General features: G+C 62.4%; 19 protein-coding genes. 9 read left to right on the top strand and 10 right to left on the bottom strand.

The genetic code is table 11. From position 1 onward, the window contains the following. Positions 1–6 precede the first annotated feature (6 nt). The 6 genes from SynA1825c_RS12205 to prfB form a co-directional block, all read right to left on the bottom strand. Positions 7–750 carry an MBL fold metallo-hydrolase gene (locus tag SynA1825c_RS12205; protein WP_186469532.1) on the bottom strand — a complete coding sequence of 248 codons (744 nt, stop codon included), beginning with the start codon at positions 748–750 and terminating at the stop codon, positions 7–9. A 26-nt stretch (positions 751–776) separates the two neighbouring features. Beyond that, positions 777–1,385: an aminodeoxychorismate/anthranilate synthase component II gene (locus SynA1825c_RS12200; RefSeq protein ID WP_186469531.1), complete on the bottom strand. Its 609-nt coding sequence runs from the start codon at positions 1,383–1,385 to the stop codon at positions 777–779. Positions 1,386–1,388: 3 nt separating this feature from the next. Then, on the bottom strand, positions 1,389–1,862 hold the full coding sequence (locus SynA1825c_RS12195; RefSeq protein WP_186469530.1) for a diacylglycerol kinase family protein: 474 nt from the start codon (positions 1,860–1,862) through the stop codon (positions 1,389–1,391). Then, a complete protein-coding gene (gene ybeY / locus SynA1825c_RS12190; protein WP_255478389.1) occupies positions 1,840–2,469 on the bottom strand; it encodes an rRNA maturation RNase YbeY in 630 nt (209 codons plus the stop codon). Before ybeY ends, SynA1825c_RS12195 begins: the two co-directional genes overlap by 23 nt. Then, a complete protein-coding gene (locus SynA1825c_RS12185; RefSeq protein WP_186469529.1) occupies positions 2,466–2,669 on the bottom strand; it encodes a DUF3285 domain-containing protein in 204 nt (67 codons plus the stop codon). The genes ybeY and SynA1825c_RS12185 overlap by 4 nt, the downstream gene beginning before the upstream one ends. A 2-nt stretch (positions 2,670–2,671) precedes the next feature. Then, positions 2,672–3,800 (bottom strand): peptide chain release factor 2 gene (gene prfB / locus SynA1825c_RS12180; RefSeq protein ID WP_186469528.1). Its coding sequence is split into 2 segments (ribosomal slippage): positions 2,672–3,724 and positions 3,726–3,800, totalling 1,128 coding nucleotides; the frame shifts between segments, so codons are not numbered across the junction. A gap of 103 nt (positions 3,801–3,903) precedes the next feature. On the opposite strand from prfB, the gene grxC reads away from it, so the two are divergent. From grxC to SynA1825c_RS12165, 3 genes are read left to right on the top strand one after another with little or no spacing between them, the layout of a single operon-like run. Further along, positions 3,904–4,158: a glutaredoxin 3 gene (gene grxC, locus SynA1825c_RS12175; RefSeq protein ID WP_186469527.1), complete on the top strand. Its 255-nt coding sequence runs from the start codon at positions 3,904–3,906 to the stop codon at positions 4,156–4,158. A gap of 35 nt (positions 4,159–4,193) precedes the next feature. Next, a complete protein-coding gene (gene gshB, locus SynA1825c_RS12170; protein WP_186469526.1) occupies positions 4,194–5,117 on the top strand; it encodes a glutathione synthase in 924 nt (307 codons plus the stop codon). Between the two features lie 36 nt (positions 5,118–5,153). Beyond that, entirely contained in the window at positions 5,154–7,172 is a 2,019-nt protein-coding gene (locus tag SynA1825c_RS12165; protein WP_255478388.1) for a S9 family peptidase, read from the top strand. Here the strand turns inward: SynA1825c_RS12165 and SynA1825c_RS12160 are convergent. After that, positions 7,131–8,564 (bottom strand): isochorismate synthase MenF, encoded by a 1,434-nt coding sequence (locus tag SynA1825c_RS12160; protein ID WP_186469525.1) that lies wholly within the window; start codon positions 8,562–8,564, stop codon positions 7,131–7,133. The genes SynA1825c_RS12165 and SynA1825c_RS12160 overlap by 42 nt on opposite strands. Before the next feature lie 70 nt (positions 8,565–8,634). On the opposite strand from SynA1825c_RS12160, the gene menA reads away from it, so the two are divergent. The 5 genes from menA to SynA1825c_RS12135 are packed head-to-tail and all read left to right on the top strand — an operon-like array spanning position 8,635 to position 12,356. Then, entirely contained in the window at positions 8,635–9,615 is a 981-nt protein-coding gene (gene menA, locus SynA1825c_RS12155) for a 2-carboxy-1,4-naphthoquinone phytyltransferase (RefSeq protein WP_186469524.1), read from the top strand. Positions 9,616–9,619: 4 nt separating this feature from the next. Further along, entirely contained in the window at positions 9,620–10,597 is a 978-nt protein-coding gene (gene menC / locus SynA1825c_RS12150) for an o-succinylbenzoate synthase (protein WP_186469523.1), read from the top strand. Then, positions 10,597–11,871: an AMP-binding protein gene (locus SynA1825c_RS12145; RefSeq protein WP_186469522.1), complete on the top strand. Its 1,275-nt coding sequence runs from the start codon at positions 10,597–10,599 to the stop codon at positions 11,869–11,871. The genes menC and SynA1825c_RS12145 overlap by 1 nt, the downstream gene beginning before the upstream one ends. After that, on the top strand, positions 11,855–12,133 hold the full coding sequence (locus SynA1825c_RS12140) for a TM2 domain-containing protein (RefSeq protein WP_186469521.1): 279 nt from the start codon (positions 11,855–11,857) through the stop codon (positions 12,131–12,133). The genes SynA1825c_RS12145 and SynA1825c_RS12140 overlap by 17 nt, the downstream gene beginning before the upstream one ends. 7 nt (positions 12,134–12,140) lie before the next feature. Continuing rightward, positions 12,141–12,356 (top strand): hypothetical protein, encoded by a 216-nt coding sequence (locus SynA1825c_RS12135; RefSeq protein WP_186469520.1) that lies wholly within the window; start codon positions 12,141–12,143, stop codon positions 12,354–12,356. On the opposite strand, the gene SynA1825c_RS12130 is transcribed toward SynA1825c_RS12135, so the two are convergent. Beyond that, the gene (locus SynA1825c_RS12130; RefSeq protein WP_186469519.1) at positions 12,343–12,798 is read right to left on the bottom strand and encodes a thioesterase family protein; all 456 of its coding nucleotides are present in this window, start codon (positions 12,796–12,798) and stop codon (positions 12,343–12,345) included. The genes SynA1825c_RS12135 and SynA1825c_RS12130 overlap by 14 nt on opposite strands. Before the next feature lie 41 nt (positions 12,799–12,839). Beyond that, positions 12,840–12,995, bottom strand: coding sequence for a hypothetical protein (locus SynA1825c_RS12125; RefSeq protein ID WP_186469518.1), 156 nt, complete (start codon positions 12,993–12,995; stop codon positions 12,840–12,842). A 113-nt stretch (positions 12,996–13,108) separates the two neighbouring features. On the opposite strand from SynA1825c_RS12125, the gene SynA1825c_RS12120 reads away from it, so the two are divergent. Then, the gene (locus SynA1825c_RS12120) at positions 13,109–13,279 is read left to right on the top strand and encodes a hypothetical protein (RefSeq protein WP_186469517.1); all 171 of its coding nucleotides are present in this window, start codon (positions 13,109–13,111) and stop codon (positions 13,277–13,279) included. A gap of 13 nt (positions 13,280–13,292) precedes the next feature. Here the strand turns inward: SynA1825c_RS12120 and SynA1825c_RS12115 are convergent, their stop codons facing one another. Further along, positions 13,293–14,477, bottom strand: a complete 1,185-nt coding sequence (locus SynA1825c_RS12115) for an NAD(P)H-quinone oxidoreductase subunit H (protein ID WP_186469516.1) — start codon at positions 14,475–14,477, stop codon at positions 13,293–13,295. Between the last annotated feature and the right edge of the window lie 6 nt (positions 14,478–14,483).

The following is a 14,483-nucleotide window of genomic DNA, read 5'->3' as shown; positions in this document are numbered from 1 at the left end:
TGACGCTCAGCGCATTACGTCAATGATCGTGCCGTCTCCCAGAGTGCCAGGAAGGGTCAGGCTCGGTCCTACGCGGCGGACTTCGGCGCCACGCACTGCATCCAGAAACGGCTGAACGCCACCCTGGTCGCATCCCGCTGGGGCGTCGCCGCTGACGTACTGAACAGGAATCACTCGCCGGGGGTTGAGTTGACGCACCACCTCAGCGGCCTCTTCGCCGTTGTAAACCTTGCCGCCGCCTCCCACGCCGAGGATCAACACATCCGGCCGGCCGATCAGCACCTTGTCTTCTCCACTCAAGGGAGCTGCTGTTCCGCCTAGGTGGGCGAAGTTCAGGCCGCCTTGTTGCCAGCGCCAGATGGTGGCATCTCCGAAGCGGCGTCCGCCCACGCGATCATGGGGAGCGGCGAAACCTTCCAGATCCAGGCCGCCCACGCGATAGGAGCCTGGCTGTGACAAGTAAATGCCACCTCCGAGGCGGGCTCCCTCATCGGGTAGTTCTGAACTGACCAGCGTGACCGAGGCACTGACGCGCGGCTCGGCCAGGCCTTTGGCGCAACCCACGGCCCGGAAGGGATTGACCAGCACCGACTGGCCGCCTCCACGAATCAACAGGGCGCTGTGGCCGTAGCTGGTGATGGACACCCCAGCGGCGTGACTGGGGACTCCCACCAGTGCGCCCAGTGCCAATCCGGCGGCGAGAGCGCTTGCGGTGCGTCCATGCCCCTGGCGCTGCGGAAGGAGAGTCATGGAGGAGAGGCCGTTGGCCCAGGAAGTTAGCAGTGTTGAACTCGGGCTTCGGCCTGACGCAAGAAGTTGGCCAGCAGCTTGTGCCCGGCTTCAGTGAGCACGCTTTCGGGATGGAATTGCACCCCCTGCAGATGGGGGTACTGCCGGTGGCGCAGTCCCATCACCGTGTTGTCCTCAAGCCATGCGGTGACTTCCAGGCAGGCCGGGAGGGTCTCCCGTTCGGCGATCAGACTGTGGTATCGGGTGGCCGTGAGTGGTTGCGGCAATCCGGCGAACACCCCTTCGCCTCCGTGCATCACCGGTGAGGTTTTGCCATGCATCAACTCGGTTGCGCGCACCACCCGACCGCCGTAGGCCTGGGCGAGGGCCTGATGGCCCAGGCAAACGCCCAGGGTGGGGATCTCCGGAGAGAGTTCTTTCAGCACCTGCAGGCAGATGCCGGCTTGATCGGGATCGCCGGGGCCTGGTGAAAGCAGGATGGCGTCTGGCTTCAGGTCTCGAATCTCAGCCACCGAGAGGGCATCGTTGCGCTCCACCCGCAGTTCTGCAGCCAGGGGATGCTGCGCCGCCAGCTCACCGAAGTACTGCACCAAGTTGAAGGTGAAGCTGTCGTAGTTGTCGATGACCAGGAGCATCGCTTAGAGGCCGAGACGGGTGAGCAGGGGAGGGAGCAGCAGCAGCAGCGCGATCACCAGGGAGCTGATCGCGGCCACCAGAACCGCGCCGGCGGCACAATCTTTGGCGATTCTCGCCAGGGGGTGGAACCGTCGGCCGATGGCCAGATCCACCACTGACTCGATGGCGGTGTTCAGCAGTTCGAGCACCAGCACGGCGGCCACCGTGAGCACCAGCACCGCCAGTTGAATGGAGGGCAGCCCTAGCCAAAGCGCCAGTCCAAACACCACGCTGCCGATGCAGACATGGATACGGAAGTTGCGTTGGCTGACGAAGCCATAGACCAGGCCCTGGGCGGCGTAGCGGAAGCTGGAGGGCAGGTCACCGGCGATCTTCCAGGCTCCGCGATGGGCGGCGTGATGGGCACGACGGGTGCCGCGTTGGGTGATCTCCTCAGTCACCGATGTTTCGTCTTCAGGGTCCAGCAGTGATTTCATCTGCTGATTCACAGTCGATCTCACCATGGGAAAGAACCATACCGGCCATGGCAAGCAGCTGCTCCTGGCACTGCAGCATGGTCATCAATGAGGCGTCGTCGGGGTGGTCCCATCCCAGCAGATGCAGCAGCCCATGGCTCACCAGCCAGCAGAGCTCTCGCTCCAGGCTGTGGTTCTGCTCGAGTGCCTGACGTTCCGCAGTGGGCACCGACACGATGATGTCCCCGAGTTCCACGCTGAGATCGGCCTCCAGGGGCATCTCGGCTTCCAGCGCCGAAAAAGAGAGAACATCGGTGGCACTGGCTTTGTTGCGCCAGCGTTGATTCAGTTCGGCGATCTGTTCGTCATTGACGAACTGCAGGCCAAGGCACACCTCTTCGCAGTCCAGCAGTGGCTTGGGAACGGAGTGGCCACCGGTCTCGGCAAGGTGGCCCAGCCACAATTGCAGGGTGGAGTCCCAAACCTCGCGACAGCAGAGTCGTTGATGGGCGGCGCTGCCAGCGGTCGTCTTCACCAGGCTTGCGTCGGCTGGTGTGAAGGCCAGATCCAGAGCAAATCTGGGGGCATCGGCTGATGGCAGCGGTGCTGATGTCAAGGCTGATGTCACTGGGGCAGGGTGGGCCTGCCAAGCCAGGCCACCACCAGGATGAAGCCGATGAACCCGGCTGCGGTTAGTCCGAAGTGAAACAGGCTCTTGCTGCCCTTGCGCACCATGTTGCGCATCGCCTGCTTGACGAAGCTGGGCGGGGGCGTGGTGGCCGCTGGGGCATCGGGCGGGGTGGCGATCGCTTCAGGCTTGTCGCTCATGGTCAGCTCTCGTCGTCGTGTCCTGGACTGTCCACACCCTGGCGCAGCAGCGCCTGGATGAAGGGATCCAGCTCGCCATTCATCACGGCCTGCACATCGTTGGTCTCTTCCTGGGTGCGCAGATCCTTGACCATCTGATACGGGTGGAACACGTAATTGCGGATCTGGTTGCCCCAGGCCGCTTCCACAATGTCGCCGCGGATGTCGGCGATTTCAGCCGCCCGCTGTTCCTGGGCGATCACCAACAGCTTGGCTTTCAGCAAGGCCATCGCCTTCTCTTTGTTCTGCAGTTGAGAGCGTTCTTGGGTGCAGCGCACCGCAAGTCCTGTGGGGATGTGCAGGATGCGAACGGCGGTTTCCACCTTGTTTACGTTCTGACCTCCAGCACCACCGGAGCGGCTGGTGGTGACTTCCAGATCCTTCTCGGGGATGTCGATGTCGACTTCCTCTTCCAACTTGGGCATCACTTCAACGCCAGCGAAGCTGGTTTGACGCTTGTCGTTGGCGTTGAACGGAGAGATGCGCACCAGACGATGGGTGCCTTTCTCATTGCGCAGATAGCCATAGGCGTAGCGACCCTCGATTTCAATCGTGGCGCTCTTGATTCCCGCTTCCTCCCCCTCGCTGAGTTCGTCCACGGACACTTTCATGCCCTGGTCCTCAGCCCAGCGTGTGTACATGCGCAGCAGCATCTGAGCCCAGTCCTGAGCATCTGTGCCACCGGCTCCGGCGTTAATCGAGAGCACGGCTCCCTCTTTGTCATAGTCGCCGCTGAGCAGTCGTTCCAGCTCCCAGCGATCCAGCTCCCTGCGCAGCTGATCTAAACCGCCCTGGGCTTCGGCGAGCATGTCGTCGTCAGGCTCCAGGTCGTAAAGCTCGAGCGTGGCCTGGGCATCGCCGACAGCGCCCTGCCAGGACGTGAGCTGTTGAAGTTGCGCCTTCACCTCATCGAGGCGACGCATTTGCTTCTGGGCGTTCTGCTGGTCGTCCCAGAAATCCGGTTGTGCGGCGAGCTGTTCGAGGTCCTGTTGGCGTGCGTTCAGTGCAGGAACGTCAAAGACAGTCCTGGGCGTTGCCCAGGCGGTCAGTGAGCTCGGAGAGGTCGCGCTTGAAGTCGGTGAGGTCGAGCAACGGAGTGCGTTGGACGGATCTCGCGACGTTATCAGTGCGGAAAGCAGCGTTCCGAGTTGACCACCGGTGCTGCATAGGATTCAGGTCCCCCGTTGAAGGCCCTATGCCGAGCGTCGAGATCTACACATGGCGCACCTGCCCCTTCTGCGTGCGCGCCAAACAGCTGCTGGATCGCAAAGGTGTTGCCTACACCGAGCATTCCGTGGATGGTGATGAGCCAGGTCGTGATGCCATGGCTGCCCGGGGCGATGGCCGTCGCAGTGTTCCGCAGATCTTCATCGATGACCGCCACATCGGTGGTTGTGATGATCTGCATGCCCTGGAGCGAGCCGGTGAGCTCGATCCGCTTCTCTCCTGAGTTCCCTCTTCGATCCCACTGAACGACCGTTGCTCATGCGTCACCTGTTCGTGCTGGATCCCTTGGATCGCATCAATCCGCTCAAGGACTCCACGGCTGCCCTGATGCAGGCCGCGAGTCGTGCCGCTCTGGAGGTTTGGGCCTGCACGCCAGCGGATTTGATTGCTCTGGGTGATGAACCGCTGGCCATGGCGTCACCGGTTCAACCGGACCCATGGATCAGCATTGGTGAGCGCGAGCGTCTTCCCCTGGCCACCTTCCAGGTGATCTGGATGCGCAAAGACCCGCCCGTGGATGAGGCATATCTCTACGCCACCCATCTGCTGGATGTGGCTGAGCGTGCCGGGGTGCGTGTTCTCAATCGCCCCGATTCCTTGCGCAGTTGGAACGAAAAGCTCGGCGCCCTTCGCTTCAGCCGCTGGATGGCTCCCACGTTGGTTTCGGGTCGCGTCCAAGAGCTCAGTGCCTTTGCTGAAACGCACAACGAAATCGTGCTGAAGCCCCTGGGCGGTCGTGCCGGACTGGGTGTGATCCGCGTGTCGGCGCAGGCCCCGGGGCTAAAAGCTCTCCTGGAATTGGTCACCGAGCAGGAGCGCCTTCCGGTGATGGCGCAGTGCTTCCTCCCGTCCGTCAGCGAGGGAGACAAGCGCATCCTGCTGGTGGATGGAGAGCCGCTGGGTGCGATCAACCGCCGGCCGGCCGCCGGTGAATTCCGCAGCAACCTGGCCGTGGGTGGACAGGCCGAAGCCACGGAACTGACGGCACGAGAGCATCAGATCTGTGCTGCACTGGCTCCTGCGCTTCGTGCCGAAGGCCTGTTCTTCGTTGGAATTGATGTGATCGGCGGGATGCTGAGCGAGATCAATGTCACCAGTCCGACGGGTATTCGCGAGGTGGAGCGGTTGATGAATCAGCCCTTGGCAGATCAGGTGCTCGAGCGTCTGCGTGATCTGATCTGAGTGATCACAATGAAGGGCTGACCGGACAAAGACGCTGTGCTGAAACGAGGACTGTGCTGGGGTGCGGCGTTTCTGGTCGGCTTCGCTGGAAACGCTTGGAGCGCTGGCTCTGCAGTCCGCTCCCGTGCGTTGCCACCGCTCATTCCCCGGGAGGTGCTGTTTGGCAACCCGGAAATCATGAGCGTCAATCTCAGTCCTGATGGGAGCTGGATCGCGTATCTGGCCCCGGATCAGGGCGTGCTGAATCTCTGGGTCCGCGATCTGGATGGCCAAGCCCCAGCTCGCGTGCTCACCCAGCAGCGTGATCGTCCTCAGATGCCGGGGTACTGGACGGCCGACGGCCGCTTCCTGATTTCATCGCGGGATGGCGATGGAGATGAGAACACCGTTCTGGTGCGGATCGACCCTCGCACCGGTGAGAGCAAGGACCTCACGCCACCCCAGGGGGTGAAGGCCGTTTGGATTGGGGCCGATCGGGAAGCCCCCAAAGAGCTGCTCGTGGCCTTGAACGATCGTGATCCCCGCTATCACGACACCTATGTGATTGATGTGGAGACTGGCGAGCGTCGCCTCCTCTACCAATCCACCGACGATGGTCGCGACGTTTCGATCCTGTGGATCGATGGCGCCTGGAACCCCGTCATTCGCTCGCAGCTGCTGCCCGATGGTGGTAGTGCCCATGAGTTGCGCTTGCCCGGTGAGTCGGAGTGGCGCTCTTTTCTGCAGTTCAACTTCGAGGACACGATCACCGGCTCGGGCCCTGGAGGGTTCAGCCGTGATGGCCAATGGCTTTACGGCGTTCTCAGCACCGGTGATGATCTGCCGCGCCTGGTGCGCTGGAGCCGCGAGCAGCTGGAGACCTGCGGCAGCGATTGCACCCCCGAAGTGGTGCATCGTTCATCAGCCGGTGCCCTGGGCGTGGCGCTCAGTGATCTCGATACGGGAGTTCCCACCGCCCTGAAGGAAGTGGATCTTCGCTCTCGCCTGGTGGTGTTGGATCCCTCCGTTGAAACGGACCTGGCCCGGCTGAGGCAGTTGGCAGGGGCCAACGACTTTGCGGTGGTCGATCAAGACCTGGAGGGCCGTCGTTGGTTGGTGGCCATTGGCTCCGATCGTCAGGGGCCTCAGTACTGGCTCTGGGAACGAGAGCAGGATGAGATCCGCAAGTTGTTCTCCGTTCAGCCCAAGCTCGATGCCTACGTGCTGGCCCCAATGGAAAGCCTGGACCTGCTGGCCAGAGATGGTCGGCGGCTGCCGGCTTATCTGACCCGCACACCGCTGGCTTCAGGAACGGAGCCCCAGCCCTTGGTATTGCTCGTGCATGGGGGGCCTCAGGCCCGGGATTTCTGGGGTTTCAGCTCCACCCATCAGTTGCTGGCGAATCGTGGATATCACGCCCTTAGCGTGAATTACCGCGGCTCCACCGGCTTCGGGAAGGAGCATCTCCTGGCAGGCGAAGGCGAGTGGTACGCCGCGATGCAGGACGATCTGGTGGATGCCGTCCGCTGGGCGATCGATGAGGGGATCGCCGACCCTGATCGCATCGCGATCATGGGCGCGTCCTACGGGGGCTATGCCGCGCTGGCTGGTCTCACCCGCGATCCTGAGCTGTTCGCCGCCGCCATCGCTGAGGTGGGTCCGTCCAATCTGCGCACCCTGATTGATTCGATCCCTCCTTACTGGGAATCTCTCCGGATCAATTTCGAGCGGATGATCGGGGTGGGGACAGTGGATCTGGATGCCATTTCGCCGCTTCAGCATGTGGAACGGATTCAGCGACCGCTGCTGCTGGGGCATGGCGCCAATGACCCCAGGGTCAAGCTCAGTGAGAGTGAGGCAATCGCGGCCGCAATGGCGAAACGGAATCTGCCGATTGATTTCGTGGTGTTTCCCGATGAAGGTCACGGATTCGCTAACCCGCGCAATGCGCTGGCGATGACAGCGCTCCAAGAGGCCTTCCTCAGTGAACATCTCGGTGGCAGGGCTGAACCGTTTGGAACGACCCTGAACCAGTCATCGATGCAATGGCGATTGCGCTCCCTGCCGATTCCCTGACATCAGATCCAGTTGACCTGCCAGCACCGTGAGTTTCAGTCCCACCTCTTGAAGTTCACGGTCAGCCACGGAGCCGCGCACCAGCCCGGCACCTGCGGTGAGATCGAGTTGTGTGCCATGGGCATGTCCGCAGCGGATCGCAACGCGTAATTCCGCATCCCCCGCACTATCGATCCAGCCGATCGGTGCGGCGTAGCCCTGCCGGTCGAATGGTTCGAGGCTGCGCAACCAACGCATGGCGTCACGCCGTGGCAGACCTGCAACCGCCGGCGTCGGGTGCAGCACGCCGGCCAGGGGGAGCGGGGATTGTCCCGGGGCTGAGGTGGTGATGGGCGTATGCAAATGCACCAGTTGCCCATGGCGAGCCAGTTGCGGGCGCCGTGGGCGTCGTGGCTGCAGCCCGCGATCGATGAGGTGGTCGGTGATCGCTTGCACCACCAGTTCGTGCTCCCGACGATCTTTGTCTGAACTAAGCAACGAGGCCGCCTGGTCGTTCTGGCCTGCGGTGCCAGCGAGCGCATCGCAGCGCAGTTGTCCGTTGCGAAGGCTTAGCAGTCGCTCTGGCGAGGCGCCGAAGAAACTGTCTTGAGCGTCTTTTTGCCACAGGAAGCGGCAGCTGCCGGCTTGCTGATGACGGAGCCGTTGCAACAGCGGTTGCGGATCGAGGGGTTCCGTGAGGCTCACCGTCTGGCGCACCGCCAGGACCAGTTTGTGCAGTTCACCGCTGTTGACCAATTCCAGGCCGCGTTCCAGGGCAGGTGTGTAGTTCTGCTCCCAGGCTCCAGGGGTGATGCTGCCGCTCACGGTGTCCATGGATGGACTCCAGGCGTGCTGCCGGGAGCGCAACTGTTCTGCCATCACCCACAGCGATTCCGTGAGCGTGCGGACATCGCTGGCCTGTTGCACCACTCCATGCACGCGCAGCCACCCCTGGCGCCCATGCCGACTGAGCTGCCAGCGAGGAAGAACCGCTTGCACCGAGGGCATGCCTCCTTGGGGTTGCTGCTCGCTGGTCTGTTCAAAGAAGGAAAATGCGAGAAGAATGCGAGAGCGTGCCTGAGCTGGTGCGTCCGGCGTGCCATCCAGGATCCGTCCCAGGGTCACGTCACTGAATCGCTGCGCCAGTTCGAAGCGTTTGGCACTGGACAGTTCCAGGTGATGGCAGCGTCCTGCTGCCGCTAAGCAAAGGCCCGGTGCGCTGTCCCAAAGAAAACGGAAGGGGTCGTGAGCTTCCAGATCCACGAGCTGGTGCAGGGGGTCGAGGCCTTGCACTGGCAGCGCCAGGCTCAGCACTCCATCCTCGAGGGATCGCTGAGCCCAGGCGTGTTGCGCTCGCTCCAGCAAGTCGCTGAAGGACACCGCAGAGCAGCTGTCGTGGGGTGCGACCGACATCCGGACAGCAGATCAGGCGGGGGACTGCTCAAATGTATGGGTCTTGAAGCGGGCTGAGTGCGCCCAGTCCATGCAAGATCGCCAGGCTGTTGCAACCCTTCACTCACCGCGCACTGAGCGGCGGCGTCTTTGGAAAGCCGCAATCAAGTGGCCGATGTACTCCGTCGCGGTGATGCCATTGCTTCTTGCGATTGGCTGGCGCGTCGGGGCGGGGCTTCCGGTGCGGTGGGGCCAGGCGCTTGGATTTCTGCTGGCAGCAGTTCTGTTGCTGCTCTGGGAGAACCTCAGCAACGACCTGTTTGATGCCGACACCGGGATCGACAGCACAGCGAAGCCTCATTCCGTGGTGGCCCTGATTGGTCGTCGCCGTCCGGTCCGTCGTCTGTCAACCCTGGTGCTCCTGGCTGGATTGCTGCTGATGTCGCTGATGGCTCTTCAGAGCAGTGTTTCGGTGCTGGCGCTGGTGCTGGTGAGCTGCGGCATTGGCTATCTCTACCAAGGCCCGCCGTTCCGCCTTGGCTATCTCGGTTTGGGCGAACCGCTTTGCTGGCTGGCCTTTGGTCCCTTCGCCACAGCAGCTGCGCTGTTGGTGGTGGCTCCTGCAGCAAAGGCCGGTGCTTGGGCAGTGGTGCCATGGGATGTGGCTTTTCTGCTGGGGTCAGGTCCCGCTCTGGCCACGTCCCTGGTGCTGTTCTGTTCGCACTTCCATCAGGTCGATGAGGATGCGGCCCACGGCAAGCAGTCCCCTGTGGTGCGTCTGGGCACCGCACGGGCGTCGGCCCTAGTGCCCTGGTTTGTCGCAGGAACCCTGGCGCTGGAGTGGACACCCGTTTTCCATGGCGATTGGCCTCCGACTGCGTTGCTCGGAGCCTTGGGCTTGCCTGCGGCGGCAGCGCTGATTCGTTTGCTGCGCAGCCATCACGCTGAGCCAGAACGCATTCAGGGCAGCAAGTTTCTCGCCTTGCGTTTTCAGGGCCTCAATGGACTTGGCTTGAGTATCGGTTTGGCGATGGGGCCCTGGTTTGGTGCCTCCATGGCCGGGAGCGTCTGAGCGCATGAGGCTCTCTTTGGCGCTGCGTCCTTATGGCTTTGCTCTGTCTCGTCCGCTGACGACCGCCAGTGGCTCTTGGCAACAGCGAGACGGCTGGCTGCTGCGCATCGTCTGTCCAAACACAGGCCGTGAGGGCTGGGGAGAGGTGGCTCCTTTGCAGCCACAGGAGCGCCAGGCTTGTGAGCAAGCCCTGGCTGATTGGCTGACGACAGCCGAGGTTGTCGTCAGCCGCGATCAGTTGGAGGTAGTGCTGCCGCAGCTGCCGCCAGCCGTAGCGTTTGCGGTCGGTGCTGCCTTGGCCGAACTAGAAGCTGATCTGGGCCCATGGCATCCGGCCCCTCCTGCGGCGCATCTGTTGCCCGCTGGATCGTTGATGCTGCCGGAGCTCGAACGCGTCCTGGCCTCAGCGGTGACGTCACCGGGGATCACTGTCAAATGGAAAGTGGCTGCGGCGGATCCAGAGCTCGAATGGTTGCTGCTCCACCAGCTGCTGGAACGTCTTCCTGCAACGGCGCGTCTTCGCCTGGATGCCAATGCCGGCTGGGACCGGTCGGAGGCGAACCGCTGGGTGGAGGTGCTGGCCGCTGATCCGCGCTTGGAATGGTTGGAGCAGCCCCTCGCAGTGGATGATCTGGATGGTCTAACCAGGCTGGCTGAACGCCTTCCCGTGGCACTGGATGAGTCTTTGCAGGCCCACCCTGTATGGCGTGAGCAGTGGCAGGGATGGCAAGTGCGACGCCCCCTGCTGGAAGGGGATCCCCGACCCCTGTTGCGGCAGTTGCAGCAGGGTCGGCCTCGGCTGATGGTGAGCACTGCCTTTGAGACGGGCATCGGTTTTCGTTGGCTGGCCCTGCTGTCGCGCCTTCAATGGCAGGGGCCAACACCCGCAGCGCCTGGACTGGCACCAGGCTGGTGTCCTGAAGGTCCCCTCTTCAGTGCTGATCCTGTTCAGGTCTGGGCGGCCGCTGGAGGAGCGTGTTGATGCACGACTTGGTGGCCTTGCCCTGCGATCCTGCGGCACCGGAGAGCACGGCCACCGCGTTGCTGAAGCTGTTGCAGAGCCGGAGCTGGGTGCGGTTGGTGGGGCCTCAAGAGGGGGCGGATGTGCTCGGGCTTCAGCAGCCGTCGGCGCTTTGGCCTGAAGGACCCGGTCTGGTGCTGTCGACTGGTGGCAGCAGCGGTGGCCGGTCGCTTTGTCTGCACCCGCTCGCCAACTTCGAACGCTCGGCTGAAGTGTGTGGCCGATGGCTGCAACGGCTCGGGCTGGATCCCGAGGCGTGTCTGGTCTGGAATCCTCTGCCCTTTCAGCATGTGAGCGGACTGATGCCCTGGTGGCGCGCGCGTCAGTGGGGGTCGCGCCATGGATGGTTGGCGTCTGAATTGATGAAGCAGCCCTCGGTTTTGCTGGCGCAGTGCCGTCAGCACCCCGGCTGGCGGCAGCGCCCGATGCTGCTGTCGCTGGTGCCCACGCAATTGCGGCGCTTGCTGGCCCACCCCGATGGCTGCAACTGGCTTCAGGCCATGGACGTCATTTGGGTGGGAGGAGCCGCTTTGCCGTTGGACCTCGCGGCGCTCTCTCGCCAGGCAGGCTTGCGCTTGGCCCCTTGTTATGGCGCCACGGAAACCGCGGCGATGGTGACGGTTCAGACGCCCCAGGCTTTCCTGGCCGGCCATCGCAGCTGCGGCCAACCTCTCGAGGGTGTGCGTCTGCGGCTGGATCCTGATGGAGCACTGGCCGTGCACTGTGACCGTCTAGCTGCGGCCAGGCTTGATCCATCGGGTGGACTCCAGCCTCTCGTGGATAAGGAGGGGTGGTGGCGTAGCGGTGATCTGGCGACACTGGGCGACGCTCAGGTCGTTCCTGACTTGCAGATTGTGGGTCGCCGCGATGGTGCCTTGCAGTCCGGTGGAGTCACGGTCTTTCCTGAGCAGTTGGAGGATCGCCTGCTGGGCCTGGTGGATCAGGTTGAACTGCCCCTCTCAGCCGTGCTGATCCTTGGGCTGCCCGATCCGGAGTGGGGGGCGCGATTGGTGGCCCTGGTGCGCTGGTCGACGTCGGATCGAGATCCAGCCCGGATGGATGCGCTCAGGGCATTGGTGTCTGACTGGCCTGCAGCGGAACGACCGCGGCGCTGGGTGTCATGTCCGGACCTGGAGCCTTCGCGGGCAGGGAAGTGGGATCGTCAGCGTTGGCAGACCTGGTTGGTCTCGCAACAATCAGATCAGCAGCAGGGACAGGATGACGATGTTGTCTGACACTGAAGTCAGCAACAAGAAGCTTGCTGCAGGACTTTTGGCCATCTTTTTCGGTGCACTGGGCGTGCACAAGTTTGTGCTGGGTTACAACAACGCCGGCATCATCATGTTGATCGTTGGGGTGGCCGGTGGTGCCATCACCTGCGGAATTGCCGCCGGTCTGATGTCGCTGATCGGATTGATTGAGGGGGTCATCTACCTCACCAAAACTCCCGACGAATTTCAGGAGACCTACCTCGATCACCAGCAGGAATGGTTCTGAGCCGACCATGCCAACGAAGCGCTTGTCCCCTGCACTTCCAACCCAGTGGCTCGTTGTGGCGGCGGGCGTCAGTGGCGCGCTGTGGTCGCAGCTGGGTCACACCGGCTTCCATCCTCTGATGCTGGCGCTGGCCATGTTGCCCGTGCAGATCACCGCTCTGGTGTGGGCTTTGGGCCGCTCGTCTCGTCGAGGGGCTGGCGATCAACGCCTCAAAGTTCGCTGATCCGTCCGATCTGGGCCGCTTCTAGCCAGCGTTCAACCGTGTCGGGCAGAGCGCAACGCCGTCGGGTCTCGGTGCTGATGGCCACGTGGCGGATGCATCCCCGGGCCACATCCTGATCCCTCAGCAGAAATCGATACTGCACCTCAAAGCTGCTGGGATCCAGCCGTTGTGGGCTTAGGTGCACGCTGAGTTGATCACCGCCATGCACGGGTCCAAGAAAGTCCGCTTGGCAGTGCACCACCGGCAACGCCACGTCAGGCCAGCGTTCCTGGCCGCGGCAGCCGGGGAACACCGATTCGGTGGCAATGCCCTGGGCCTCAAGGCTTTCTTCCCAGGCTTCATGGCACCAGCGCAGCAGTTGATGGAAATGCATCACGCCGGCCGCGTCGGTGTCTCCGAAGCGCACCACACGGCGCAGTCGTAACCAGGCGGGTGACGTCATCACGGCTGTTGTTCTTACGGCAGCGCACTGTCACCTTGGCATTAGTGCATCACAAAGCGAATGGCAGGGCTGGTGCGCTTTTTGCTGCAAGACGCAGGGGTGTAGACGCCCGTGCTGGTGGTGGTGCTGTTGTGGCTCAGCCGGCATGAGCACCGGCGGCTGATCTGATCTCGCCTGACCTGATCAGGAACGCTCAAAACAGAGGGTCCACTGGACCAATGAGTGGCGTCACAACGGGGTCGGCCAGGCCAACCCCGTCCGTTGTAGTTGCCACACCGAAGGGCACATTGAGCACTTCAGAGTGAATGGTTTGGATCAGGCGAATGCCGGCATTCTTGTCGAAGCAGTATTGGCCAATTCCGCCTTATTTATTGCTTCTTTTTTCTCTGTCTCTCGGCTGAACCCTGATGTTCTGGGCGAGACGATTTGGCCAGGGTTCGTTGGCTCACGGCAGGGACTGGTCGAGAGCGGCAACGAATGACTGGGTCAGCAAATCAGCGGTCCACCGATCCCATGATCACATCGATCGACCCCAGAATCGCCATGATGTCTGCAACCTTGTGTCCCTTGAGGATGTGAGGAAGGATCTGCAGGTTGTTGGAGTCAGCGGCACGGATCTTGAAGCGCCAGGGTGTGACGTCGTTATTCCCCTGCAGGAATATGCCGATCTCGCCTTTGCCTGATTCCAGACGGGTGTAGAGCTCGCCGTTGGGGATCTTGAAGGTGGGAGCCACTTTTTTGGCTACGTACTGATAGTCGAAGCCAGCGAATTCGCTGTCCTTGCCTTCCGCCATGCGCTTGGCTTCCAGGTTTTCGGTCGGGCCGCCCGGAATCATCTCGCAGGCCTGGCGCAGGATCTTGAGGGATTGGCGCATCTCTTCGATCCGCACCCGATAGCGCGCGAAACAGTCACCCTCCTTCTCCCAGGCCACGTCCCAGTCGAAATCGTCGTAGCACTCGTAATGATCCACCTTGCGCAGGTCCCACGGCACCCCGGAGGCCCGCAGCATTGGCCCCGACAGGCTCCAGTTGATTGCATCCTCTTTGCCGATGACGCCCAGGCCTTCAATTCGCCGTCGGAAGATCGGATTGTTGGTGATCAGTTTTTCGTATTCGTCAATCTTCGGGCCAAACCAATCACAGAAATCGCGGCATTTCTCAAGCCACCCCCAGGGGAGATCGGCGGCCACACCACCAATCCGGAAGTAGTTGTTGTTGATCAGGCGTTGACCGGTAGCGGCTTCCCAGAGGTCGTAGATCATCTCCCGCTCCCGGAAGATGTAGAAGAAAGGTGTCTGAGCACCGACGTCGGCGAGGAAGGGGCCAAGCCAAAGCAAGTGATTGGCAATGCGGTTCAGTTCCAGCATCAACACGCGGATGTAGCTGGCGCGCTTGGGAACGGGAATGTCGGCCAATTTCTCGGGCGCGTTCACCACGACCGCTTCGTAGAACATGCCCGCCGCGTAGTCCATGCGGCTCACGTAGGGCACGAACATCACGTTGGTGCGGTTCTCGGCAATCTTCTCCATGCCGCGGTGTAGGTAGCCGATCACCGGCTCGCAATCCACCACGTCTTCGCCGTCGAGCGTCACCACCAGCCTCAGCACCCCATGCATGGACGGATGGTGCGGGCCGAAGTTGACCACCATCGGCTCCGTGCGCGTTTCCAGCTGCGTCATGGGGCC

Origin of the sequence: Synechococcus sp. A18-25c, assembly GCF_014280035.1 — a bacterium.
Taxonomy (GTDB): domain Bacteria; phylum Cyanobacteriota; class Cyanobacteriia; order PCC-6307; family Cyanobiaceae; genus Synechococcus_C.
This window is presented reverse-complemented; position numbering and strand designations above follow the sequence as displayed.